At 72.1% G+C, this 22,062-nt stretch carries 17 protein-coding genes; 9 read left to right on the top strand and 8 right to left on the bottom strand.

All coding sequences use genetic code 11. The features are described from left to right. Positions 1-179 precede the first annotated feature (179 nt). The 3 genes from ACTYVM_RS26765 to ACTYVM_RS26775 all read left to right on the top strand — a co-directional run bounded on the left by ACTYVM_RS26765 (position 180) and on the right by ACTYVM_RS26775 (position 2,581). Positions 180-1,715 carry an MFS transporter gene (locus ACTYVM_RS26765; protein WP_445528413.1) on the top strand — a complete coding sequence of 512 codons (1,536 nt, stop codon included), beginning with the start codon at positions 180-182 and terminating at the stop codon, positions 1,713-1,715. Positions 1,716-1,815: 100 nt separating this feature from the next. Beyond that, a complete protein-coding gene (locus tag ACTYVM_RS26770; RefSeq protein ID WP_445528414.1) occupies positions 1,816-2,244 on the top strand; it encodes a hypothetical protein in 429 nt (142 codons plus the stop codon). Between the two features lie 142 nt (positions 2,245-2,386). Beyond that, positions 2,387-2,581 (top strand): antitoxin, encoded by a 195-nt coding sequence (locus ACTYVM_RS26775; RefSeq protein WP_400035786.1) that lies wholly within the window; start codon positions 2,387-2,389, stop codon positions 2,579-2,581. Between the two features lie 117 nt (positions 2,582-2,698). Here ACTYVM_RS26775 and ACTYVM_RS26780 read toward each other — a convergent pair whose 3' ends face one another. From ACTYVM_RS26780 to ACTYVM_RS26790, 3 genes are all read right to left on the bottom strand, one after another. Then, on the bottom strand, positions 2,699-3,067 hold the full coding sequence (locus tag ACTYVM_RS26780; RefSeq protein ID WP_400035784.1) for a cytochrome C oxidase subunit I: 369 nt from the start codon (positions 3,065-3,067) through the stop codon (positions 2,699-2,701). Next, entirely contained in the window at positions 3,064-4,740 is a 1,677-nt protein-coding gene (gene ctaD / locus ACTYVM_RS26785) for an aa3-type cytochrome oxidase subunit I (RefSeq protein WP_445528415.1), read from the bottom strand. Before ctaD ends, ACTYVM_RS26780 begins: the two co-directional genes overlap by 4 nt. Positions 4,741-4,938: 198 nt before the next feature. After that, positions 4,939-5,874 (bottom strand): LysR family transcriptional regulator, encoded by a 936-nt coding sequence (locus ACTYVM_RS26790; RefSeq protein WP_445528416.1) that lies wholly within the window; start codon positions 5,872-5,874, stop codon positions 4,939-4,941. A 94-nt stretch (positions 5,875-5,968) separates the two neighbouring features. Between ACTYVM_RS26790 and mdlC the strand changes: the two genes are divergently transcribed. From mdlC to ACTYVM_RS26805, 3 genes are read left to right on the top strand one after another with little or no spacing between them, the layout of a single operon-like run. After that, positions 5,969-7,549 carry a benzoylformate decarboxylase gene (gene mdlC, locus ACTYVM_RS26795; protein WP_445528417.1) on the top strand — a complete coding sequence of 527 codons (1,581 nt, stop codon included), beginning with the start codon at positions 5,969-5,971 and terminating at the stop codon, positions 7,547-7,549. Between the two features lie 49 nt (positions 7,550-7,598). Further along, entirely contained in the window at positions 7,599-9,053 is a 1,455-nt protein-coding gene (locus ACTYVM_RS26800; RefSeq protein ID WP_445528418.1) for a benzaldehyde dehydrogenase, read from the top strand. Between the two features lie 41 nt (positions 9,054-9,094). Further along, on the top strand, positions 9,095-10,345 hold the full coding sequence (locus ACTYVM_RS26805) for an MFS transporter (RefSeq protein ID WP_445528419.1): 1,251 nt from the start codon (positions 9,095-9,097) through the stop codon (positions 10,343-10,345). A 157-nt stretch (positions 10,346-10,502) separates the two neighbouring features. Here the strand turns inward: ACTYVM_RS26805 and ACTYVM_RS26810 are convergent, their stop codons facing one another. Together ACTYVM_RS26810 and ACTYVM_RS26815 are read right to left on the bottom strand one after the other, a co-directional pair. Continuing rightward, on the bottom strand, positions 10,503-13,292 hold the full coding sequence (locus ACTYVM_RS26810; RefSeq protein ID WP_445528420.1) for a SpoIIE family protein phosphatase: 2,790 nt from the start codon (positions 13,290-13,292) through the stop codon (positions 10,503-10,505). Between the two features lie 382 nt (positions 13,293-13,674). Continuing rightward, complete coding sequence (locus ACTYVM_RS26815; protein WP_445528421.1) at positions 13,675-14,244, bottom strand: TetR/AcrR family transcriptional regulator; 570 nt, start codon at positions 14,242-14,244, stop codon at positions 13,675-13,677. A gap of 217 nt (positions 14,245-14,461) precedes the next feature. Here ACTYVM_RS26815 and ACTYVM_RS26820 point away from each other — a divergent pair, with 217 nt between their 5' ends. Then, positions 14,462-15,616, top strand: a complete 1,155-nt coding sequence (locus tag ACTYVM_RS26820; protein WP_445528422.1) for a S1 family peptidase — start codon at positions 14,462-14,464, stop codon at positions 15,614-15,616. Positions 15,617-15,720: 104 nt separating this feature from the next. Here ACTYVM_RS26820 and ACTYVM_RS26825 read toward each other — a convergent pair whose 3' ends face one another. Both ACTYVM_RS26825 and ACTYVM_RS26830 read right to left on the bottom strand, forming a co-directional pair. Further along, positions 15,721-17,007, bottom strand: a complete 1,287-nt coding sequence (locus tag ACTYVM_RS26825; RefSeq protein ID WP_445528423.1) for an FAD-dependent oxidoreductase — start codon at positions 17,005-17,007, stop codon at positions 15,721-15,723. A gap of 306 nt (positions 17,008-17,313) precedes the next feature. After that, positions 17,314-17,526, bottom strand: a complete 213-nt coding sequence (locus ACTYVM_RS26830) for a hypothetical protein (RefSeq protein ID WP_445528424.1) — start codon at positions 17,524-17,526, stop codon at positions 17,314-17,316. Positions 17,527-17,661: 135 nt separating this feature from the next. Here ACTYVM_RS26830 and ACTYVM_RS26835 point away from each other — a divergent pair, with 135 nt between their 5' ends. Then, positions 17,662-18,393 (top strand): L,D-transpeptidase family protein, encoded by a 732-nt coding sequence (locus ACTYVM_RS26835; protein ID WP_445528425.1) that lies wholly within the window; start codon positions 17,662-17,664, stop codon positions 18,391-18,393. A gap of 129 nt (positions 18,394-18,522) precedes the next feature. Continuing rightward, entirely contained in the window at positions 18,523-19,362 is an 840-nt protein-coding gene (locus ACTYVM_RS26840; protein ID WP_445528426.1) for an ABC transporter ATP-binding protein, read from the top strand. 401 nt (positions 19,363-19,763) lie between these two features. Here ACTYVM_RS26840 and ACTYVM_RS26845 read toward each other — a convergent pair whose 3' ends face one another. Next, the gene (locus tag ACTYVM_RS26845; protein WP_445528427.1) at positions 19,764-21,674 is read right to left on the bottom strand and encodes a DUF1996 domain-containing protein; all 1,911 of its coding nucleotides are present in this window, start codon (positions 21,672-21,674) and stop codon (positions 19,764-19,766) included. Positions 21,675-22,062 lie beyond the last annotated feature (388 nt).

Below are 22,062 nucleotides of genomic sequence, written 5' to 3' on the forward strand. Positions count from 1 at the left end.
CCCGGGCGCGGGGCGTGAGTCGGGCTCGCGCCGGTCCCGGGTCATGGACCGGTGGTCGAGGGCGTGAGGAACGCCGTTGGGGGCAGCCGCTCCCACACGCACCGGGAGCCGATTCCCCGCAGAATGCCCATACCTCGTACATCCACACACTCATCCACGCACAAGGGCAAGGTGACGCGGTGGTGAACGTGACACCCGACGGGCAGGCCGGTCCCTGCGGCCCGCCCGGGCCGCGGGAGGCCGCCGCGCGGCTGCCGCGGCAGGTCCGCGAGGAGTTGACCCGCCGGCTGCGGCGCAGCCGGCGCGCCCTGCGCGAGGAGGACGTGCAGATCGTCGAGCCCGCGCTGCTCAGGCGTGCGGTCGGGGCCTCCGCCCTCGGCAACTGCATGGAGTGGTTCGACTTCGGCGTCTACAGCTACCTCGCCGCCACCATCGGGAAGGTCTTCTTCCCCGGCGCCTCCCCGGGCGCCCAGGTGATCTCCTCCTTCGCGACCTTCGCCGCGGCGTTCGTGGTGCGGCCGCTGGGCGGCCTCGTGTTCGGTCCGCTCGGGGACCGGATCGGCCGGCAGAAGGTGCTCGCCACCACGATGATCATGATGGCGCTCGGCACGTTCGCCATCGGCCTGATCCCCGGCTACGGAACCCTCGGCATCGCCGCCCCGGTCCTCCTGCTGCTGGCCCGCATGGTCCAGGGCTTCTCCACCGGCGGCGAGTACGGCGGCGCGACCACCTTCGTCGCCGAGTACTCCCCCGACCGCCGCCGCGGTTTCCTCTCCAGCTGGCTCGACTTCGGCACCTTCGTCGGCTACGCGCTGGGCTCCGCCCTGGTCACCGCGCTGACCCTGCTCCTCACCGACACCCAGATGACCGCCTGGGGCTGGCGGGTCCCGTTCCTGATCGCCGGTCCCCTCGGCGTGATCGGCCTGTACATGCGGCTCCGGCTGGAGGAGTCGCCCGCCTTCCAGCAGCAGCTGGACGAGCACGAGCGGAGTCTCGCCCAGAAGTCGGCGCGCAGCGAGCTGCGGACCATCGTCAAGGAGCGCTGGGGCGCCCTGCTGATCTGCATGGGCCTGGTACTGCTCTACAACGTCACCAACTACATGGTCACCGGCTACCTGCCCACCTACCAGACCGAGACCCTGCACCGCTCCAGCAGCTCCGCCGGCCTGCTGGTGCTGCTGGGCATGGTGTGGATCGTGCTGCTGATCACCTTCGTCGGCCGGCTCAGCGACCACGTCGGGCGGCGCCCGGTCTACGGCGTCGCGGCCGCCGCGATGATCGTCCTCGCCATCCCCTCGTTCCTGCTGATCAAGGCGGAGGGGACCTGGGCGCCGGTCTGCGGCGTACTGATCCTGTCCACCCTGCTGGCCTGCTTCGCCGCGCCGAGCGCCGCCACCCTGCCCGCGCTCTTCCCGACCGCGGTGCGCTACGCGGCCATGGGCATCGGCTTCAACTTCGCCGTCGCCGCCTTCGGCGGCACCACCCCGCTGGTGAGCGCGGCCCTGGTCGACGTCACGGGCGACGACATGATGCCCGCCTACTACCTCATGCTGGCCGGCGCGATCGGCCTGCTGACCGTGAGGTTCCTGCCGGAGAGCGCCCAGGTGCCGCTCAGCGGCTCCCGGCCGATGGTGGGCTCCGCGCGGGAGCGGCGTGAACTGCTCATCACCTCGCGGGCCCTGTACCGGGCCACCCGCGGGACGTCCGGGCCCTGAGGACGGTCCCGCTCCGTCCCTGCCCAGGGCCTCGTGCTCGTACGGCACCTCCGCCATGGGAGAGTGGTCCCCTACACAGGGCAGGTCGGGAGGAAGAGCAGTGCCGGAAGGGCGCCCGAAGCGTTCGAGCAAGTCACGTCTCGCGGTGATCGCGCTGGTCGTCGGTCTGGGCACCTGGCTGGGTGTGGTGTGCTATTCGATCGCGACGGAACCCCCGCCCGGCGCACCGAGCGTGGCCGCGCTGGCCGACGGGGTCCAGAAGGCCGCCGCCGACCGGGACGCGGACGGCCTCCAGGGCCTGTTCGACGAGGACACCGTCTCCGACGACTACGCCGCCGACTACCTGGACCGGCTGGGAGAGCACGCCCCCGCGTTGCAGGCCCGGGTGGAGCACCGCGACGGCGACGACTTCCTGCTGCTGCGCTCCGCGCGGGACGACTCCCTGTGCACGGCCTGGCACATCACCGAGCGGGACGGCCGCCGGCTCCTCGACGGTGTGCCACCGGCCGAGAACCTGTGTGCCCGCTGAGCCCGTCCGCCCTTCGCCCTTGAGCGCGCCCGCTGCCGGAGAACCGGTGTTCCCGCAGCTCAACCGCACTGTTCCGGTTGCGGATGCAGTCCCTACCGCCGTCGGCCATGCTGAGAGGAACCACGGTGCGAAGGAGTATGCGATGAGCATGCTGGACAAGCTCAAGGGACTGCTGAAAGGTCACGAGGAGCAGGCCGGCAAGGGCATCGACAAAGCCGGTGACTACGCCGACGAGCGGACCCAGGGAAAGCACCGGAGCCAGGTCGACACCGGCGAGGAGAAGCTCAAGGAGCAGCTCGGCCGACCGGACCCGGGCCAGGACGAGCCGCCGCAGTGACGCTCCCGTGATCACGACCGCCGGCACGGTGGGCCGGCACAACACGCTCGGGCCGCCCCCGTGAGGAGGGCGGCCCGAGGTTGTTCGGCACCGGCCGGACGGGACGGATCCGCGCTCTCAGGGCCGTGCGAGGGCCAGGGCCAGGACCGCCGCCGCGGCCAGCACGGCGAGGGCGACGAGGACGAACGCGAAGCACCGCGCCCGCAACTGGCGGTAGCGCTCCTCGTACTCGCCGCGCAGTGCCCGGCACCGTTCGGCGATCCGCTGGAGGTCCGCCCGGGCCCGCAGCAGGCAGTCGGAGACGTAGTGCTCCTCGATCTCCTCGCGCTGCGCCGTGGTCAGCCACTGCATGGGCTCGGTGAAGGCCTGGGCCCGCTGCTCGGCCTCGGCGACGCGGGCCTGCCACAGCAGATAGCCCTCGACCTGCTCGGCCAGTCCGGTGGGCCCGGCCGGCTGCCCGTCCGGGCGGTTCGCCGCGTCGGTCATCCGGGCAGGCCCAGGTTCTCCCGCTTGTCCGTGACCGAGACCTCCGGGTGGTGCAGGTCGAAGGCCGGGGACTCGCTGCGGATCATGGGCAGGGTGACGAAGTTGTGCCGCGGGGGCGGGCAGGAGGTGGCCCACTCCAGGGAGCGGCCGTAGCCCCACGGGTCGTCGGTCTCGACCCTCTTGCCGTACCTGGCCGTCTTCCAGATGTTGTAGAAGAACGGCAGCAGCGACAGCCCCAGCAGGAACGAGCCGATGGTGGAGATCTCGTTGAGCGTGGTGAAGCCGTCGCTCGCCAGATAGTCGGCGTACCGGCGCGGCATGCCCTCCGCGCCCAGCCAGTGCTGCACCAGGAACGTGGTGTGGAAGCCGACGAACAGCGTCCAGAAGGTCATCTTCCCCAGGCGCTCGTCGAGCATCTTGCCGGTGAACTTCGGCCACCAGAAGTGGAATCCGGCGAACATCGCGAACACCACGGTGCCGAAGACGACGTAGTGGAAGTGGGCCACCACGAAGTACGAGTCCGAGACGTGGAAGTCCAGCGGCGGCGAGGCCAGCAGGACGCCGGTCAGACCGCCGAAGAGGAACGTCACCAGGAAGCCCGTCGCCCACAGCATCGGCGTCTCGAAGCTCAGGGAGCCCTTCCACATGGTGCCGACCCAGTTGAAGAACTTCACCCCGGTCGGGACCGCGATCAGGAAGCTCATGAAGGAGAAGAACGGCAGCAGCACGCCACCGGTGACGAACATGTGGTGCGCCCACACCGTCACCGACAGGCCCGCGATCGAGATGGTGGCGCCGATCAGGCCCATGTAGCCGAACATCGGCTTGCGGGCGAAGACCGGAATGACCTCACTGACGATGCCGAAGAACGGCAGCGCGATGATGTACACCTCGGGGTGCCCGAAGAACCAGAACAGGTGCTGCCACAGCAGCGAACCGCCGTTGGCCGCGTCGAAGACGTGGGCGCCCCACTTGCGGTCCACCTCCAGGCTGAGCAGCGCCGCCGCCAGGACCGGGAAGGCCAGCAGCACCAGGACGCTGGTGAGCAGCACGTTCCAGGTGAAGATCGGCATGCGGAACATGGTCATGCCCGGGGCGCGCATGCAGATGACCGTGGTGATGAAGTTGACCGAGCCGAGGATGGTGCCGAAGCCGGACATGCCGAGGCCGAGGATCCACAGGTCCGCGCCCAGGCCCGGGGTGTGGACGACGTCGTTCAGCGGGGCGTAGGCGAACCAGCCGAAGTCGGCGGCGCCCTGCGGGGTGAGGAAGCCGGCCACGGCGATCAGCGAGCCGAACAGGTACAGCCAGTAGGCGAACATGTTCAGCCGTGGGAAGGCGACGTCCGGGGCGCCGATCTGCAGCGGCATGATCCAGTTCGTGAACCCGGCGAACAGCGGCGTCGCGAACATCAGCAGCATGATCGTGCCGTGCATCGTGAACATCTGGTTGAACTGGTCCGTCGACAGCAGTTGCAGGCCCGGCCGGGCCAGCTCGGCGCGCATCAGCAGCGCCATGATGCCGCCGATCACGAAGAACGTGAAGGAGGTGATCAGATACAGCGAGCCGATCGTCTTGTGATCGGTCGTCGTCACCCACTTCACCACCACGGCACCGGGCCGCAGGCGACGGGGAGCGGCGGTTTCCCGCGCGGTGTGCTGGACGTCTGTCATGCGGCCCGTGACACGCTTTCTCTCGGGAGGTGGTTACGCGAAGGTCCACACGGTCTCCCGCAGGGCCCGGCTTCCATCCTTCCGCCTCGCGCCGCAGAACCGGAGGCCGTCGTCGCCGAGACGGAGTAACGCCCGGCGAATTGCACCCGGTTGGCCTACGCGCCTCACGCTCATGGCGGGCACGGCGCGCGGACCGGCCTACCGGGCGACGGACGGGGGCAGTTGGGCCGGGCTCACCCGCTCTCCCAGGACCTGGGACATGAACTGCACCAGCCACCGCTGGGAGGGGCTGCGCGAGGACTCGTGCCGGGCGTACAGCGCCACCTCGATCGGCTCGGTGTCGAACGGGAGCCGTACCAGGCGAAGTTGGTGGGAGGAGGCGAAGACCTCGCCGACGTACTCGGGGACGATGGCGATCAGGTCGGTCTGTTCCAGCAGGTAGGGCAGCGTCGAGAAGCGGGTGGCGTCCACCACCACCCGGTCGAGGAGCCCGTGCGCGGCGAGCACGGCCCGCGGGACGACGTGCCCACTGGGGCCGAAGACGGTGGCGTGGGACTCGGCGGCGAGCTCGGCCAGGGTGACCGACTCGTCCCGAACGCGGGGGTGGCCGGCGGCGACCATGCCGACGTAGCGCTCGTGGAAGAGCGGGATCCGCACGGTCCGGTGGGAGGTCAGCACCGGGGTGGCCACGAACACGTCGATGTCGCCGCGGCGCAACTGGTGCTCCGCCTCGTCCACGTCCAGGGGGCGCACGGTGAAGGACACCCCGGGCGCCTGCTCGCGGGCCGCGGCCAGCAGGCGTGGCAGCAGGGTGACCTCTCCCAGGTCGGACAGCGCCACCGTGAAGCGGCCGGACATGACCCGCGGATCGAAGACGTCGGCCTGGCGGACGGTGCCGTCGATGTCGGCCAGGGCGCGCTGCAACGGCTCGTACAGCCGGCGGGCGCCGGCGGTCGGCGTCAGTCCGCGTCCGGTGCGCCGGAACAGCTCGTCGCCGAAGTGCCGGCGCAGCTTGCCCAGGCTGTAGCTGACGGTGGGCTGGGTGACGTGGAGCGTGTCGGCGGTGACCGTGACGCTGCCCGTCTCGTACAGCAGCACGAAGACACGGGCGAGGTTGAGGTCGAAGTTCCTCATATCGAAGAACTCTATATCGCGATGGTAAAAGATTTATTGGTGCTCATGTCGGGGCTTGCCTAGCGTGGCGTGCGTCACTCCGAAGGGAACGTCTGTGCCTTCTGTACGCCGCCTCTCCCACGAATTCCTGGAGCGCCAGGGCCTCACCACCGTGTTCGGCAACCCCGGCTCCAACGAACTGCCCTTCCTCGCCGAACTCCCCGACGGCTTCCGCTACGTCCTGGGCCTGCACGAGGGCGCCGTCGTCGGCATGGCCGACGGGTACGCGCAGGCGACCGGCCGTCCCGTCCTGGTCAATCTGCACGCGGCCTCGGGATCGGGGAACGCGATGGGCGCGCTGACGAACGCCGTGGCCTCCCGCACCCCGCTCGTGATCGTCGCCGGCCAGCAGGTGCGCTCCGCCATCGGCCCGGAGGCCAACCTGTCCAACGTGGACGCGCCGGCGCTGATGAGGCCGCTCGTCGGCTGGGCCGCCGAGCCGGCGTGCGCCCAGGACGTGCCGCGCGCCCTCGCGCAGGCCGTCTTCGAGGCGCGGCTCCAGCGGCGCCCGACGTATCTGTCGGTCCCCTACGACGACTGGGCCGCCGAGGCCGGCGACAACGCCCTCGCGATCCTCGACCGGCGGGTCGGCCGTGCGTCCGTCCCCGACGGGGAGCAGGGCCGCCGGCTGGCCGAACGGGTCGCCTCGGCCCGGCGGCCCGCGCTGGTGCTGGGCGGGGACATCGACTCGGCCGGCCTGTTCGACGACGCCGTCCGGCTGGCCGAGCGTCTGGGCGGCCCGGTGTGGGCGGCCCCCTCGCAGTTCCGGCTGCCCTTCCCCAACCGGCACCCGCTGTTCCGCGGGGTGCTGCCCGCCGGCATCGCGCCGATCTGCGAGGCGTTCGAGGGCCACGACCTCGTCCTGGTGCTCGGCGCGCCGGTGTTCCGCTACCACGAGCACCTCCCCGGCCGGTACCTGCCCGAGGGCACCCGGCTGGTCCAGGTGACCGAGGACGCCTCCGCCGCCGCGCGGGCGCCGATGGGCGAGGCGCTGGTCGCCGACCCGGGAGCCGTCATCGACCTGCTCCTGAAGCAGCTCGGCGGCCCCGAGGCGTCGTCCGGTGCCTTCCGGCCCGTTCCCGAGCCGCCCGTGGGCGACGGCTCCCGGCTGCACCCCGAGCAGGTCTTCGCCGCGCTGCGCGACGAACTGCCCGAGGACACCGCGTACGTGGTCGAGTCGACGTCGACGAACGCCTCCTGGTGGCGCCAGATGGACCTGCGCCGGCCCGGCTCGTACTACTTCCCGGCAGCCGGCGGACTCGGGTTCGGGCTGCCCGGCGCGGTCGGGGTCGCCATGGGGCAGCCCGGCCGGCCGGTGGTCGGCGTCATCGGTGACGGCTCCGCCAACTACGGCATCACCGCGCTGTGGACGGCCGCCCAGCAGCGCCTCCCGCTGACCGTCGTCCTGCTGCGCAACGGCACCTACGGGGCACTGCGCTGGTTCGGCGGCCTGCTGGGTGTGCCGGACGCACCCGGTCTGGACATCCCCGGTCTGGACTTCGTCCGGATCGCCGAGGGATACGGCGTCCGGGCCCGGCACGTCGCCGACGCCGAGGAACTGCGGGCCGCCCTCGCCGAGCGTCCGGACCACCCGCGGCTGCTCCAGGTGGACACCGCGCTCACCACCCCGTCCTGACCCGACCGCACGAAAGACCGCACAAAAAGAAGAGAAGAGAGGACAGCCGATGGCACTCCTGGACAGCGCCGTCTGGGGCAAGAGGTTCTTCAGCGACGGCTGGAGGGACGCCGCCGGCGAGCAGCCGGTCGTCGAGCCCGCGACCGGAGAACAGCTCGCGACGGCGGGCCTGGCCACCGCCGAGGACGTGACCCGCGCGTCCGCCCGTGCGGCCGAGGCCCAGCGCGTGTGGGCGGCGACCTCCCCGCAGCGGCGGGCCGCCGTACTGCGCCGGGCGGGCGAGCTGCTGGCCGAGCACGCCACCGAGATCGAGGACTGGCTGGTGCGCGAGGCCGGGTCCGTACGGGCCAAGGCGGCCTTCGAGGCGCAGCTCGCCGTGGGCGAGTGCTTCGAGTGCGCGGGCCTGCCGACGCACCCGCAGGGCGAGGTGCTCACCTCCGAGGACGCCCGCTGGTCGATGTCCCGCCGCCGCCCCGCCGGTGTCGTCAGTGTCATCGCGCCCTTCAACTTCCCGCTCGTCCTGGGCCTGCGCTCGGTGGCTCCGGCGCTCGCCCTGGGCAACGCGGTCCTGCTCAAGCCGGACCCGCGCACGGCGGTGAGCGGCGGTGTCGTCATCGCGCGCGTCTTCGAGGAGGCGGGCCTGCCGGCCGGTGTGCTGCACCTGCTGCCGGGCGACGGCTCGGTCGGCCGGGCGGTGGTCGAGGCGCCCGAGGTCCGGGTGGTCTCCTTCACCGGGTCCACTCCGGTCGGGCGGGCGATCGGCGAGCAGGCCGGACGCCTGCTCAAGCGGGCCCACCTGGAGCTGGGCGGGAACAACGCGCTGGTCGTGCTGCCCGGGGCGGACGTGGCGAAGGCGGCCTCAGCCGGCGCGTTCGGCTCCTATCTGCATCAGGGGCAGATCTGCATGACGACCGGCCGCCACATCGTCCACGAGTCGCTGCTGGAGGAGTACACCGCGGCGCTCGCCGCGAAGGCGGCGGCCCTGCCGGTCGGCGACCCGGCCCGCGAGGACGTCGCGCTCGGCCCGCTCATCGACCGGCGCCAGCTCGAACGGGTGCACGGCATCGTCACCGACAGCGTCGCAGCGGGCGCGACTCTCGCCGCGGGCGGCGAGATCGTCGGCGCGGGCTACCGGGCCACCGTGCTGAGCGGCCTGACGACCGACATGCCGGCCTGGCGCGAGGAGATCTTCGGGCCCGTGGCCCCCGTCATCGGCTTCTCGACGCTGGAGGAGGCCGCCCGGATCGTCAACGACTGCGAGTACGGGCTGTCCGTGGGGATCCTCGGCGACGTGGGGACGGCGATGAAGCTCGCCGACCGGATCGACTCCGGCAAGGTCCACATCAACGAGCAGACCGTCAGCGACGAGCCCAACGCCCCCTTCGGCGGGGTCAAGGCCTCCGGCACCGGGTCCCGGTTCGGCGGCGCCGCCGCCAACGTCGAGGCCTTCACCGAGACCCAGTGGGTCACCGTCCGGCCCGACATCGCCGACTACCCGTTCTGACGCCGCCCCGTCCGCTTCCGTCCCCAGGGGGGAACGTCCTGATGACATCCGCCGTCTCGTCCCGGACGACCGCGCAGACCGGCACCGCCGGGCGCGGCACCTGGACCGTGGTCCTGTGCTGGATCACCGTCATGCTCGAGGGCTACGACCTCGTCGTCCTCGGCGCCATCATCCCGACCCTGCTCAAGACCCACCACCTCGGCATGACCGCGGGCGACGCCACCATGATCGCGACGCTGTCGCTCGTCGGCGTCGCCATCGGCGCCGTCTGCGTCGGCCCGCTGGCCGACCGGCTGGGGCGCCGCCTGCTGCTCATCGCGTCGGTGGTGGTGTTCTCGGTCTTCACGATCCTGGTGCCGCTGGCCGGCTCCGTGACGATGTTCGCCGTCCTCCGGCTCATCGCCGGTCTGGGCCTCGGCGCCTGCATGCCGGTGTCGCTGACGATGATGGCCGAGCACATGCCCGCCAGCCGGCGTGCCCGGGCCAGCACCCTGACCATGACCGGCTACCACACCGGTGCCGTGGTCACCTCCCTGCTGGCCCTCCAGGTGACCGACAACTGGCAGATCCTGTTCTACGTGCTCGGCGTGGCCGGACTCGTCGTGGCCGGCATCCAGTGGTTCCGGCTGCCGGAGTCGGAGGCCTTCGTCCAGGCCAAGGAGGCGATCGGCGCGCAGCGGGTCCCGTTCACCGAGCTGCTCAAGCCGGTCTACCTGCGCGCGGGCATCGGCATCTGGGTCGCCTCGTTCATGGGACTGCTGCTGGTCTACGGCCTGAACACCTGGCTGCCCAAGCTGATGAACGACGCCGGCTATCCCGTCCCCACGGCCGTCACCCAGCTCCTGATACTCAACGTCGGTGGAGTCGTCGGCCTGGTCGTCGGCGGCTTCGTCGCCGACCGGCGGGGCATCAAGGGGACCATACTCGGCTGGTTCGCCGTGTCCGTGGTCATGCTCGGCTGCCTGAGCATCAAGATGAGCAGCGACTCCCTGCTCAACCTCGTCGTCTTCTTCACCGGCGTCTTCGTCTTCTCCGCCATGGTGCTCGTCTACGCCTACGTGACGCACTACTACCCGGCCTCGGTGCGCGGCACCGCCCTCGGCTCGGCCTCCGGCATCGGCCGGATCGGCTCGATCGTCGGCCCGACGATCACCGGGGCCCTGGTCACCGCCGGCATCGGCCACCCCTGGGGCTTCTACTTCTTCGCCGCGGTCGCGGTCCTCGGCTTCCTGGCCGTGCTGACCCTGCCGCGCCACGCTCCGCGGCCGGAGGCCGCCGGGGTCACCGCCTGAGGCGTCCGTCCACCCCTCACGACGGCGCGGGACCGCCCTTCTGGGTGGTTCCGCGCCGTCGCTGCTTCGAGACGGACCGACCGATCGATCGACCGCACCCGTGCACCGTGCACCTGCGCCGGGGCGGGGACCACGCGCCCCGGCCCGATCACGCCCGTCACCCGGACCAGTCGCCCGCTGCCTGGCCTGGAAGCACGGGTGTCCGCGAGGCGGCGGGGCAAGCGTCGGCGGGGTGGGCGGCCGTCCCCGACCTGGTCGCCGCGGGGCTCCCGACGCTCTCGGGCAGGGCCAGCTCCGCCCAGATCACCTTTCCGTGCGGGGAGTAGCGGGTACCCCAGTGCTCGGTCATCTGCGACACCAGGAACAGCCCGCGGCCGCCCTCCTCGGTCGTCGCGGCATAGCGCAGATGCGGCGAGGTGCTGGTGCCGTCGGACACCTCGCAGATCAGCGAGCGGTCGTGGATCAGCCGGACGTGGATCGGCTCGCCGCCGTAGCGCATGGCGTTGGTGACGAGCTCGCTCAGCACGAGTTCCATGCTGAAGCCGAGCTCGGACAGGCCCCACTCGTCGAGCGTGCGGGCGGCCGCGACGCGGACCCGGGCGACGGCTGCGGGTTCGGGCGGCACGTCCCACTCGGCGACCCGGTCGCGCGGCAGTGCCCGGGTCCGGGCGACGAGCAGGGCGACGTCGTCCTTGGGACGCGCGGGCAGCAGCGCGTCCAGCACCGCCTGGCAGCTCTGCTCGGGCGTGCGGTCGGGGTGGCCGGCGAGCGCCTGGCGCAGCATTTCCATGCCGACGTCCAGGTCCCGTCGGCGGTCCTCGACGAGGCCGTCGGTGTACAGGACGAGCTGGGTGCCTTCGGGAAGCTCCAATTCGGCCGTCCTGAAGGGCATGCCGCCCAGGCCGAGCGGCGGCCCGTGCGGCAGATCCGGGAAGGTGACGCCGCCGTCCGGGCTGATCAGCGCGGGCGCGAGATGGCCGGCGCGCGCCATGGCGCAGCGGCGGGTCACGGGATCGTAGATGGCGTACAGGCAGGTGGCTCCGACGACGGCCGCGGCGGCGCCGGTGGAGGCCTCGTCCTGGTCGATGCGGCTGACGAGGTCGTCCAGGTGGCTCAGCAGTTCGTCGGGGGGCAGGTCGAGCGTGGAGAAGTTGTGCACCGCGGTCCGCAGCCGTCCCATGGTGGCGGCGGCGTGCAGGCCGTGCCCGACCACGTCCCCGACGACCAGGGCGACCCGTCCGCCGGGCAGCGGGATCACGTCGAACCAGTCACCGCTCACGCCCGACTGGGCGGGCAGATAGCGGTAGCCGACCTCCAGCGCGCTCAGCTCGGGCAGGGCCCGCGGCAGCAGACTGCGTTGCAGGGTGACCGCGAGCGCGTGCTCGCGGGCGTAGCGGCGGGCGTTGTCGATACTGACCGCGGCCCGGGTCACCAGCTCCTCGGCCAGGGACAGCTCCTCCTCGTCGAACGCGCCGCGCTCCTTGCAGCGCCAGAAGTTGGCCATGCCCAGCACGACACCGCGGGCCCGGATCGGGACGGAGAGCAGCGAGTGGATGCCGTAGTCCACGATCGCCTCGGCGCGCTCCGGGTCCTGCGCCTGCCAGCCGTACGCCGACGACAGGTCCGTCACCAGTTCCAGGTGGCCGGTGCCGTAGCTGCGGGCCATGGGCGTGGACGGCAGGAAGTCGATCAGCCGGCCCTTCTCGTAGAGCGGCGAGTCGTCCTGGACACCGCGTACGGCGATGCGGCGCAGGCCGGTCGCGGTGGCTGCGGGCTCCTCGCCCTGGAGCACGCCCTCGGCGAGGTCCACGGAGACGTAGTCGGCGAAGCGGGGGACGGCGACCTGGGCGAGTTCGTCGGCGGTGCGGGTCACGTCGAGGGTGGTGCCGATGCCCAGTCCGGCGTCGTAGAGCAGTTCCAGCCGTTCCCGGGCGACCTGGGCCCGGCCGGAGATGGCCTGGAGTTCGGTGGAGTCGCGCAGCGTCACCACCGTTCGTCCCGGGCTTCCGTCCTGGTGTGTGGGCCGCTGGTTGACGGCCAGCAGCCGGGATCCGGCGAGGTGCACCTCGTCGGTGGCCATACGGCCGGAGGTGAGCAGTTCGACCGTCTCGGGTTCCAGCGTCGGGAAGTGCGCCACCTGCCTGCCCTCGGCGTCAGCCGGCAGGTCCAGCAGCCGCCTGGCCTCGTCGTTCGCGAGCAGCAGCCGCCCGTCGTCACCGATGATGAGCACTCCTTCGCGTACGGAGTGCAGCACGGCGTCGTGGTGGTCGTACATGCGGGTCATCTCGTCCGGGGCGAGGCTGTGCGTCTGCCGCCGCAGCCGCCTACCGACGAGGGCCGTCACGCCGGTGGCCAGGCCCAGCGCCGCCGCGCCGGCGCCGAGGATGATCGGAACCTGTCGGTGCACCTGGCTGGTCACATGCTTGACCTGGAGCCCGGCGGAGACCAGTGCCACGACGTGGCTGCCGTCCCTGACGGGAACGGTGGCCTGTACCTCGTCGCCGAGCGGCCCGTGGACGGTCTCGGTGTAGACCTTTCCCTCCAGCGACGGCTTGATGGTGCCGATGAAGCGCTGACCGATGCGGTCCGGCAGGGGGTGCGTGTAGCGGATGCCGCTCGTGTCCATGACGACGATGAAGTCGACCCCCGCGGACCCGCGCGCCGCCTCCGTGAGGGGCTGGAGCACCTTCGACGGATCGGGCGTCCGCAGCGCGCTCACGACGCCCGGGGAGTGCGCGAAGGTCTGCGCGACCGCCACGGAACGGCGCTTGGCCTCGGCGTTGATGTCGCGCTGCGACTGAAGGACGAGGGCGAAGACGGCGAAGGCCACAAGCAGCGCCACCAGCGCCACCTGCAGAACGAACACCTGTCCGGCGACGCTTCGCGGGCTTCTCCCCAGCAGCGGGCGCCGCGATATGCGTCGAAGACGGGTAAAACGGTCGACCATCCGGCATTTGTAACATCCGCCACGCCCCGCCGTCACGGCTTGCACGGTTGATCGCTCGCCAGGAGCCCTGCCCGAAACCACCCGGGAGACACCGAATGCCAGGCGTCACGGCGAGGGAAAGCGCTGTCCCCGGCAACGGGGACGATTCCGGCGAAGCGCTCGTCAGGGTCGCGCCGGACCCAGGAATCCGACCGCGGTTCGCTCACGGACGGCAACGGAGCGCAGCCGACGACTACAGGCGCGCGGGCTCGTCTCACGGACGGGCGGCACGGGACTCAGCTCCGCGCGAGCCACGTCCACGCGCGACCGACGGGCAAGCGCCGCGGGTGAACGCGCGCCGCCCGGCCATGCGGGCGGCGCGCGCGTGTCGTGCTGAGGGCGGTCACCTCGGGGGCCAGGTGCGCAGCATCGTGTCGAGGCGGTCGAGGATCCAGGTCCAGGTCTCCTGCGAGTCCGGGGCGCTGTGGGCGAAGCCGCCGGCCAGTTCCAGGCTGACGTAACCGTGGAAGACGCCGCCCAGCAGCCGGACGGCGTGGGTCTGGTCCGGCTCGGGCAGGTCGTAGCCGCGCAGGATCGCGCGGGTCATCTGCGCGTGCCGGCCCCCGGCGCTCACAGCGGCGGTCTCCGGGTCGAGCCGGAGCCGCGCCGCCGCGTACCGGCCGGGATGCTCCCGAGCGTAGTCGCGGTAGACGTTCGCGAAGGCGGTGAGGGCATCCCTGCCGGCCCGCCCGGCCAGCGCGTCGGCGGCCCGGTCCGCGAGTTCCTCCAGGGCGAGCAGGGCGATCCCCGTCTTGAGGTCCTGGGAGTTCTTCAGGTGCGAGTACAGGCTCGCGGCCTTGACGTCGAACCGCCGGGCGAGGGCCGAGACGGTCACCTGCTCGAAGCCGACCTCGTCCGCCAGCTCCGCCCCCGCCCTGACCAGGCGTTCCGTGGTCAACCCCGCACGCGCCATACCGCTCCTCACACCCCAGCACACCAAGAACCTGAAGCCATTGAATATCCACCTAAACCCATTAGGCAAACAGGACGGCGTGGGGCCCGGCGCGAATCCCACCATTGGCATGGACCTGATGACCTGGCCCCGCTAAGCTTCCCCCGACCCGGATGAGAGCGCTCTCAGGTCGCGGTTGTTCCACCCCCACCTCGCTGGAACGACGAAGGGCACCCCTGTGAGACGCACCCGACTCCACCACGTGGCCGTGGCCGCACTCGTGCTGCTCGGCAGCTGGGCCGTGGCGGGCACCACGCCGGCCGGAGCGGCGACCCCCGCCGCCGCATCCCCCACCACCTCCCCCGGCCTGATCCAGGCGATGCAGCGGGACCTGGGACTCTCCGCGCGGCAGGCCGAGGCGCGGCTGGCGGCGGAACGCACCGCCACGGCCGTGGAACCGAAGGCCCGCGCGGCCGCGGGATCCGCCTACGGCGGCTCGTGGTTCGACGACGCGACCGGCCGGCTCACCGTGGCCGTCACCTCCGACGCCTCCGACTCGGCCCTGCGCGCCGTCCGGGCCACCGGCGCCACCGTCCACAGCGTCCAGCACAGCGCCCGGCAGCTGGACACGGCCAAGGCCCGCCTGGACAGCACGTCGGCACCGCGGGGCGTCAGCGGCTGGCGGGTGGACCCGAAGGCCAACACGGTCGTCGTGGACGTCGTCCGCTCCGCGCGCTCCGACAACGATGTCCAACGCTTCCTCGCCCAGGCCCGCACGGCCGGACCCGTCACCGTCCGCACGGTCTCCGCGGCGCCGCGGACCTTCGCGGCGGGCACGGTCGGCGGCGACCCCTACTACACCGGCAACGTCCGCTGCTCCATCGGCTTCTCGGTGTACGGCGGCTTCGTCACCGCCGGACACTGCGGTCGGCCCGGCGCCGGGGTGAGCGGCTGGGACGGCTCGTACATCGGCACCTTCCAGGGATCCTCGTTCCCCGACAACGACTACGCCTGGGTCAGCGTCGGCAGCGGCTGGTGGACGGTTCCGGTGGTCCTCGGCTGGGGCACCGTCCCGGACCAGCTGGTGCACGGCTCCGCGGTGGCACCCGTCGGCTCCTCGGTCTGCCGCTCCGGCTCGACGACGCACTGGCACTGCGGCACCGTGCTGGCGCAGAACGAGACGGTCAACTACGCCGAGGGCGCGGTGCACGAGCTGACGAAGACCAGCGTGTGCGCCGAGCCGGGCGACTCCGGCGGCTCCTTCATCAGCGGTGACCAGGCCCAGGGCGTCACCTCCGGAGGCTGGGGCGACTGCTCCGGCGGCGGGGAGACCTGGTTCCAGCCGGTCAACGAGATCCTCAACCGCTACGGACTGACCCTGCACACCGACTGACCCGCGCCGAGGGGGTTCCGGCCAGGCTCGGCCGGAACCCCCTCGGCGACGGACGGAGTACGTGGTCGGCGGGCGGCACGGCCGGTCGACCGACGACACGCCCGTCAGCGGGCGTCGGCCGCCCGGCGGGCACGGTCCAGGGCGACCCGGGCCGCGGTGTACCCGGTGCCGGCGACGAACCGCAGCATCGGCCCGAACATCGGGGCGGCGAGCGACCCGGTGAAGTACAGACCCGGCACCGACGATTCGAACCCCGGAGTCAGCCGCGGCGCCCTCGACCCCGGCACCAGCCTGAGCGCCTGGCGCACCGCCGGCGCCAGGAACGGCACGGAGTCCAGGTCCAGACGGTAGCCGGTGGCGGCCAGGACGTGGTCGACGTCGAGCGTCTCGGCCACGCCGCCCGGCCCGGTGAGGTCCAGCCGTACGACGGACCCGGCGGTCTCGGCCCGGACGACCCTCCGCGAGGTCCGCACCGGCACGACGCCCTCGACCCGGTCCCGCAGCCACCAGCCGCCCGAGGGCCGCAACGCGCGCCGGAACAGCAGCAGTCGGGCCGCGGCCGGCAGATGCCGTACCGCGCCGGGGGCCCGGCACACCGCGGCCAGGATCCAGCCCGTGCCCAGGGGCGAGGCGGGCCTGCCGATCCGTCGCGCCCAGGACCGGGCCCGCTCCGGGACCGTCCCCCACAGCACTTCGCCCTCCCGGACCAGCACCTGCGCCCGGGCACCGGACTCGTGGAGCAGGGCGGCGCTCTCCAAGGCCGACTGGCCCCCGCCGACAACGGCGACCCGGCGGCCGGCGTACCGGGACAGGTCGGTGTGCTGGCTGGTGTGCGACACCGGCGCCTCGGGTCCCGGGCCTTCGGGCGCCAGGCCGCGCAACTCGGCGGGGATGTGGGCCAGTCCGTTCAGGCCGGTGGCCACGACGACGGCGTCCGCCGCGAGTTCCTGTCCGTCGTCCAGCCGTACGGCGAACCCCGTGCCGGACGTGGCCAGGTCGACGGCCGCCACCCGGGCCGGCTCCACCTCACCGACGTACTGCTTCTGGAACCACTGTCCGTAGCGTACGAACACCTCGCACGGGATGGGCGTCAGCTCGGTCAGCTCCGGCTCGCCGTGCACCCGGAGGAAGTCCGCCAGCCGCCCGCCGGGCGCCGGCGCGGACAGGTCGACGGCGTCCGGTGTCGACTTCAGGAACATCCCGGTCGCCATGGCGTGCCGCCAACTGCCCATGACCTCCCCGAAGACCCGCACCGGGACCCCCGCCGCGCGCAGGTGCGCGGCGACCGACAGCCCGTACGGCCCGGCACCCACCACCACGACCGGAAGCGCCCGGCGCCCCGACCGCGCTCCCCCGCGGGCAGGCCGCTGCCCCGGAAGCGACTGCGTCATGCATCCCCCCGCTGGTCCGCTCGCCGCCTCCCCCGAGGCCGGCGTGACACTCCGGGATGAGCGCGCCGGCACGACGCCGCCGCACGTCTCCCCCCTCCGCCGCTCAGTGTTACCCATCGACCGGTGCCGGAATGCGATATCGGGTCACGTTGCCAAAAATTGGCCCAAGCATTGACCGGCCGCACCCGCGAGCCCGAAGGTGCGAGCCTGACGGAACGTGCCTGACGGAACGAGTTCGCTAGGGACGGGGGAAGCACACCCGGCTCCCGTCCTCGCGGCGGAGGACGGGAGCCGGGTGTGCAGGACCTACTGGTCCGTGGCGGCGGGAGAAGCGACCGCGGATGGTGCGGTCATCAGCTTCCCGAACACCGCCATGCAGCTGGAACAGTGGCCGGCCCGCTGTGCGCTCGCGCCGTCGACATGCCGGCCCAGTTTCTGGCCGCACAGGGTGGTGGTCGTGTGCTTGGCCATGACGTGCCAGACCAGAGCCCCACCGGGCTTCTCTACTCCTGCACACATCTCATACATGATCGGCTCCACTCCCTCGATGGACGCCTCTCTCACTCAAGGAGATACCGAGGGGGCCATCCGCACGCAGCCACGGACGGCCATTCAGGTGAAAAACGCGCCGGGGGCGGTGCCATCATGGGGCTCATGCGGAAAGGCGGAGCGTTGCGGACGGCGGCCGTGGTGGCGGTCGGTGGGGCACTGGCGATGTCACTGACGGCCTGCGGCGGCCCGGGCCACCGGCGCGCGGCCGGCCACGGCGGCCAGCCGGAGCACGCGCCGGGGCGCGACGCGTCCACGCGGCGGGTACCGGGCATCGGCGACCGGATGTGGCATCGGGTGCCGGCCGGGTCCCGCCAGGTGGTCGCCGTCTACGGCGCAGGGCCGGACTCCCCCGACTCGACGGTCGAGTTCTTCACCGAGCACGGCTCGCGCTGGGAGCGGACCGCCTCCTGGCCGGCCCACAACGGCAGGAAGGGCTGGACGACGGACCATCACGAGGGCGACCAGCGCACCCCCGTGGGGGTGTTCACGCTGAGCGACGCCGGTGGCGTGCTGAAGGACCCCGGGGCGAAACTGCCGTACACCCGGTCCGCCGCGTTCCAGGCTCCCCGGTCCTGGACGAAGAACGCCTGGCACGACTTCGACTACGTCATCGCCATCGACTTCAACCGCGTCAAGGGGACGCCGCCCAACGACCCCACCCGGCCGGAGGGGCAGTCCAGGGGCGGCAGCATCTGGCTGCACATGGACCACGGCAGCGGCACGTCCGCCTGCGTGACCCTGTCCCAGTCGGCGATGCGGTACCTGCTGCGCTCCCTCGACCCGCGTCAGCACCCGGTCGTGGTCATGGGAGACAGGCCGGAACTCCAGGCCTGACGCCGCGCGGCCGCGAGACGGCGGACCCGCCGCGTCCACGACCCGGACAGATCGGCGACAAGACGGCGAACGCACCTACCGTTCGTGGTGCCGGTCGAGCGACGGCCTCGGCACCGAGGGGAGCACAGGATGGCCGAGGACACCGCGGAGCGGGCGCCGCAGGGGCACGGTGCGGTCGTCGCCCTCCGCGCGGTGGGCGTCCGCCGCTACACGAGCGGGCAGGTGATCCTCGACGGCGTCGACTGGACGGTGCGGACGGGCCAGCACTGGGCACTGCTGGGCGCCAACGGCGCCGGGAAGACCACGCTGCTGCGGCTGCTCGGCGCCCTGATGCACCCCACGACCGGCAGCGTCGAGGTCCTCGGCGCGCTGCTGGGCCGCGTCGACGTACGGGAACTGCGCGCCCGCATCGGGCACGTCACCACGGCGCAGCGCGTACCCGGGGAACTCGACGCGCACGCGGTCGTGCTCACCGGTCACACGGGCACGGTGCAGCCGCTGTGGCGGATGTACGACGAGGAGGTGCGGCAGCGGGCCCACGAACTGCTGGCCGAGCTGGAGATCAAGGACCTCGCCGACCGGCCGTACGGAGTCTGCTCGGGCGGGCAGCGGGCGCGGATCCTCATCGCCCGGGCCCTCATGGCCGAACCCGCGCTGCTGCTCCTCGACGAGCCGTTCAACGCACTTGACCTGCCGTCCCGCGAGGACCTGGTCGAGGCCATGCACCGGCTCGCGGAGGGACGACCCCGGCTCGCCACCGTGACGGTCACCCACCACCTCGAGGAACTCTCCCCCGCCGTCAGTCACGCCCTGCTGCTGCGCGAGGGCCGGATCCTGTCCCAGGGACTCGTCGAGGACGTACTGACCGGGCCGTGGCTGACCACGTGTTTCGGCCGCCCCATCGCGGTCAGCCGGCACGAGGGCCGCTGGTGGGCCTATTCCGGGCGGCAGAGCCCCGGGAGCGCGTGACGCGGGGAACCCGCCCGATCCGTCCCGCACAGGGGTCCGACGCCGCTTCCCTCTACCCGGAGTAACGTGATCCACTTTGGCTCCGGGCCGTTTTCTCCCGTCACTTCGGGCGCACCGTGCCGTCCGACCCCCGTGCGAAGGATCCCCATGCCGTCTCCAGACGCTGCTCTGCAGCAAGCGCATTCCGACTACGAACAGCACACGCGGACCTGCCGTCAATGTCATGCACACGACATTCCCTGCCCTGCGGCCAAACACCTGATGCGCATCTACAACAACGCCCGAAGAGTCCTCGCCCGCGCCGAGTGACACCGAGTGGCACCGAGGCCGAGTGCCACCGAGGAGGGTGGCGGGACCGGAAGACCGGTCCCACCACCCCCCCTTCGCGGGCCGTGGCCTCCTCAGACGGCGTCGCGCCTGATCCGGCGCAGCAGCACGACGCCCGCGGTCACGAGCACCGCCCCGGCGGCCGCGGGCCACAGCTTGGCACCGGTCTCGGCCAGGCTGCCCCTGACGGCCTGCGGTTCGGTCTGCGCGCCGGCCACCGCCCGGTCGTTCCCGCCCGGGGGCGGCGTGTAGGCGGTGCCCACCTCGCCGCCGCTCGCGGCACCCGTGGCGCTCGGCTCGGCCTGGCGGGGAGTGTCGGCCTTGGGCACCGCCCCGTCGTCCACCGGCTCCACGGACTTCTCCGCCCCGGCCTTCTGAGCCCCGTCGCCGCCCTTGCCGGCCCCGGTCGCGCCGTCGTCGGTCCGGTCGTCGCCCTTGCCGGCGCCGCCTCCGGGCTGCGCGCCCGAGGTCTCCGCCGGCTTCTCCTGGGGCTCCTGCGGCTTCTCCGGCTGCCCGCCGGACTCCGCGCCCTCGTCGATCCCGGCGCCGCACGCGCGGCCGCTGTTGATGCAGTCGACCATCCGGCCCATCAGGTCCTCGTCGAAGACGTTGATGAAGTCGCCGTGGTCCGTGACCGGCTTGTGCAGCTGCTCCGGGAAGGAGTCCACCGCGAACATCGGAGTGGTCGCGCCCCCGTCGTCCAGGCTCGGGGCGTCGACGCCGTAGACGATGCGCTGCACCAGTTGCGGGATCGCCCGAAAGCCCTCCGGGCAGTTGCCCTCGCCGTCGGCGAACGCCACGTGCGTGCGGTGGTTGGCGCTGTCGGCGTTCCGGCCGTCCCAGCAGCTCTGGAACCTGAAGGTGCGCACCACGTCGCTGCCGCCGGGGCAGAGCGGGTACTTGGCCTTCAGCTGCCGGCCCTCGAAACCGGTGCAGGACCAGGAGGCGTTGGCGTTGGCGGGGCCGTTGACGAACGCCTTGGCGTCCCCGGTGATGATGCGCAGGAAGCGCGGCATGGCCGTCACCTTGCCACGCGGGCTGCCCTCGAAGGACAGCGTCACCTGCTTCGGCGTCACGATCCTGCCCGCGTTGCCCTCGGTCCCGCCGCCGGGGGCGTCGGCGTCCCGCTCCCGGGTCCCGTCCTGAAGACGCAGCACAGGCCAGTAGTAGGTCGACTTGTCGCCCTTGTCGACGCAGCTCGTGTCGGCCTTCGCCAGGTCCTCGTCACTGGCGAAGGCGTTGTTGCCCTGGTTGCCGACGTAGTCGTGGAAGTGATGGGCGCCGTTGGTGACGCCGGGGGCGACGATCACGTTGTCCGAGTTGAACAGGCCGCCCGCGTTCACGCCGCAGGTGGAGACGAAGCTGCCGCGCGAGGCGTCCGCCGCCGCACGGGGCTTGCCGGCGTCGGGCTGCACGGTGTTGATGTCCACGTAGTCCGCGGCCACGGGCCCGTTGCCGGTCCGGCCGTCGTCGGCGCCCTGCTCCGGCTCCTGCTGCCCGTCCTGCGCCTGGCCCTGCTCCTCGCCGCCCTGCTCCTGACCGGGCTGCCCGTCGCCGCCGTCGGCGTCCGAGGTGCGCAGGGTGCAGGCCGGGAGCTCGTCGAGCCCCTCGGGCCGCTCTCCGGCGCCCTCGATCGCGTCGGCGATGGCGCCGATCGTCGCGGTCCGCTGCTCCCTGAGCGGGTCCACGATCCCCTGGTCCACGGCGTCGACGTCGATCCGTCCGTCCCGCACCGCGTCCTGCATCTTCTGGTAGGCGCCCGCGATCTGCTGGTCCAGCACCGCGAGTTGCTCGTCGACCGCCGCCCTCGCCTCCTGCGGCACCTCGGTCAGCCGGGTGCCGACGTCCGGGCAGTCGATCGTGGCGCCTCCCGCCGCCGGGCTCTGCTCACGGTCCCCCACGGACTGCACGGTCGAGGTGTCTTCGGTGGCGGAGGCGTACACGTTGGCGACCATCAGCCCGCCTCCGCCCAGGATGAGCGCCATCGCGCCAAGCGTGGCGCGCCGCGGGCCCGTGGGTCGTCTGCGCGTGTTGCGTCTCACCGAACTTCTCCTACGCGTTGTGGTCGGCCGGGAAGGTGAATCCCCCCGCCCCATACGAAGTTCGGCCCGGGGGTGTTCAAGCGTCCCCGGGATTGCCCCGCGCCCCGCGGCCGGCGACGATCAACGCGTCGTGGATCAGCATGTGATGCGAACGCCCGTTCGGCGGGCAAGACGAAAGCCCCACTCCCTTGACGGGAGTGGGGCTTGTCCACGAGCGCCGGGCAGGCCTTGCACCTGCATCTCCCCGCAGGAAGCGGGGCGTCTTTCCTTGGACCACCAACGCACAGTCGATCACCGGGAGTTCCGGTGACTCGCTCAAGATCGAGCATAG

The organism is Streptomyces cyslabdanicus (genome assembly GCF_052663305.1).

Coding starts and splice junctions, on each gene's coding strand:
- ACTYVM_RS26775 (WP_400035786.1), top strand. CDS start 2,387: ATGAGCATGCTGGACAAGCTCAAGGGACTGCTGAAAGGTCACGAGGAG.
- ACTYVM_RS26780 (WP_400035784.1), bottom strand. CDS start 3,067: ATGACCGACGCGGCGAACCGCCCGGACGGGCAGCCGGCCGGGCCCACC.
- ctaD (WP_445528415.1), bottom strand. CDS start 4,740: ATGACAGACGTCCAGCACACCGCGCGGGAAACCGCCGCTCCCCGTCGC.
- ACTYVM_RS26790 (WP_445528416.1), bottom strand. CDS start 5,874: ATGAGGAACTTCGACCTCAACCTCGCCCGTGTCTTCGTGCTGCTGTAC.
- ACTYVM_RS26800 (WP_445528418.1), top strand. CDS start 7,599: ATGGCACTCCTGGACAGCGCCGTCTGGGGCAAGAGGTTCTTCAGCGAC.
- ACTYVM_RS26805 (WP_445528419.1), top strand. CDS start 9,095: ATGACATCCGCCGTCTCGTCCCGGACGACCGCGCAGACCGGCACCGCC.
- ACTYVM_RS26810 (WP_445528420.1), bottom strand. CDS start 13,292: ATGGTCGACCGTTTTACCCGTCTTCGACGCATATCGCGGCGCCCGCTG.
- ACTYVM_RS26815 (WP_445528421.1), bottom strand. CDS start 14,244: ATGGCGCGTGCGGGGTTGACCACGGAACGCCTGGTCAGGGCGGGGGCG.
- ACTYVM_RS26825 (WP_445528423.1), bottom strand. CDS start 17,007: ATGACGCAGTCGCTTCCGGGGCAGCGGCCTGCCCGCGGGGGAGCGCGG.
- ACTYVM_RS26830 (WP_445528424.1), bottom strand. CDS start 17,526: ATGTGTGCAGGAGTAGAGAAGCCCGGTGGGGCTCTGGTCTGGCACGTC.
- ACTYVM_RS26835 (WP_445528425.1), top strand. CDS start 17,662: ATGCGGAAAGGCGGAGCGTTGCGGACGGCGGCCGTGGTGGCGGTCGGT.
- ACTYVM_RS26840 (WP_445528426.1), top strand. CDS start 18,523: ATGGCCGAGGACACCGCGGAGCGGGCGCCGCAGGGGCACGGTGCGGTC.
- ACTYVM_RS26845 (WP_445528427.1), bottom strand. CDS start 21,674: ATGGCGCTCATCCTGGGCGGAGGCGGGCTGATGGTCGCCAACGTGTAC.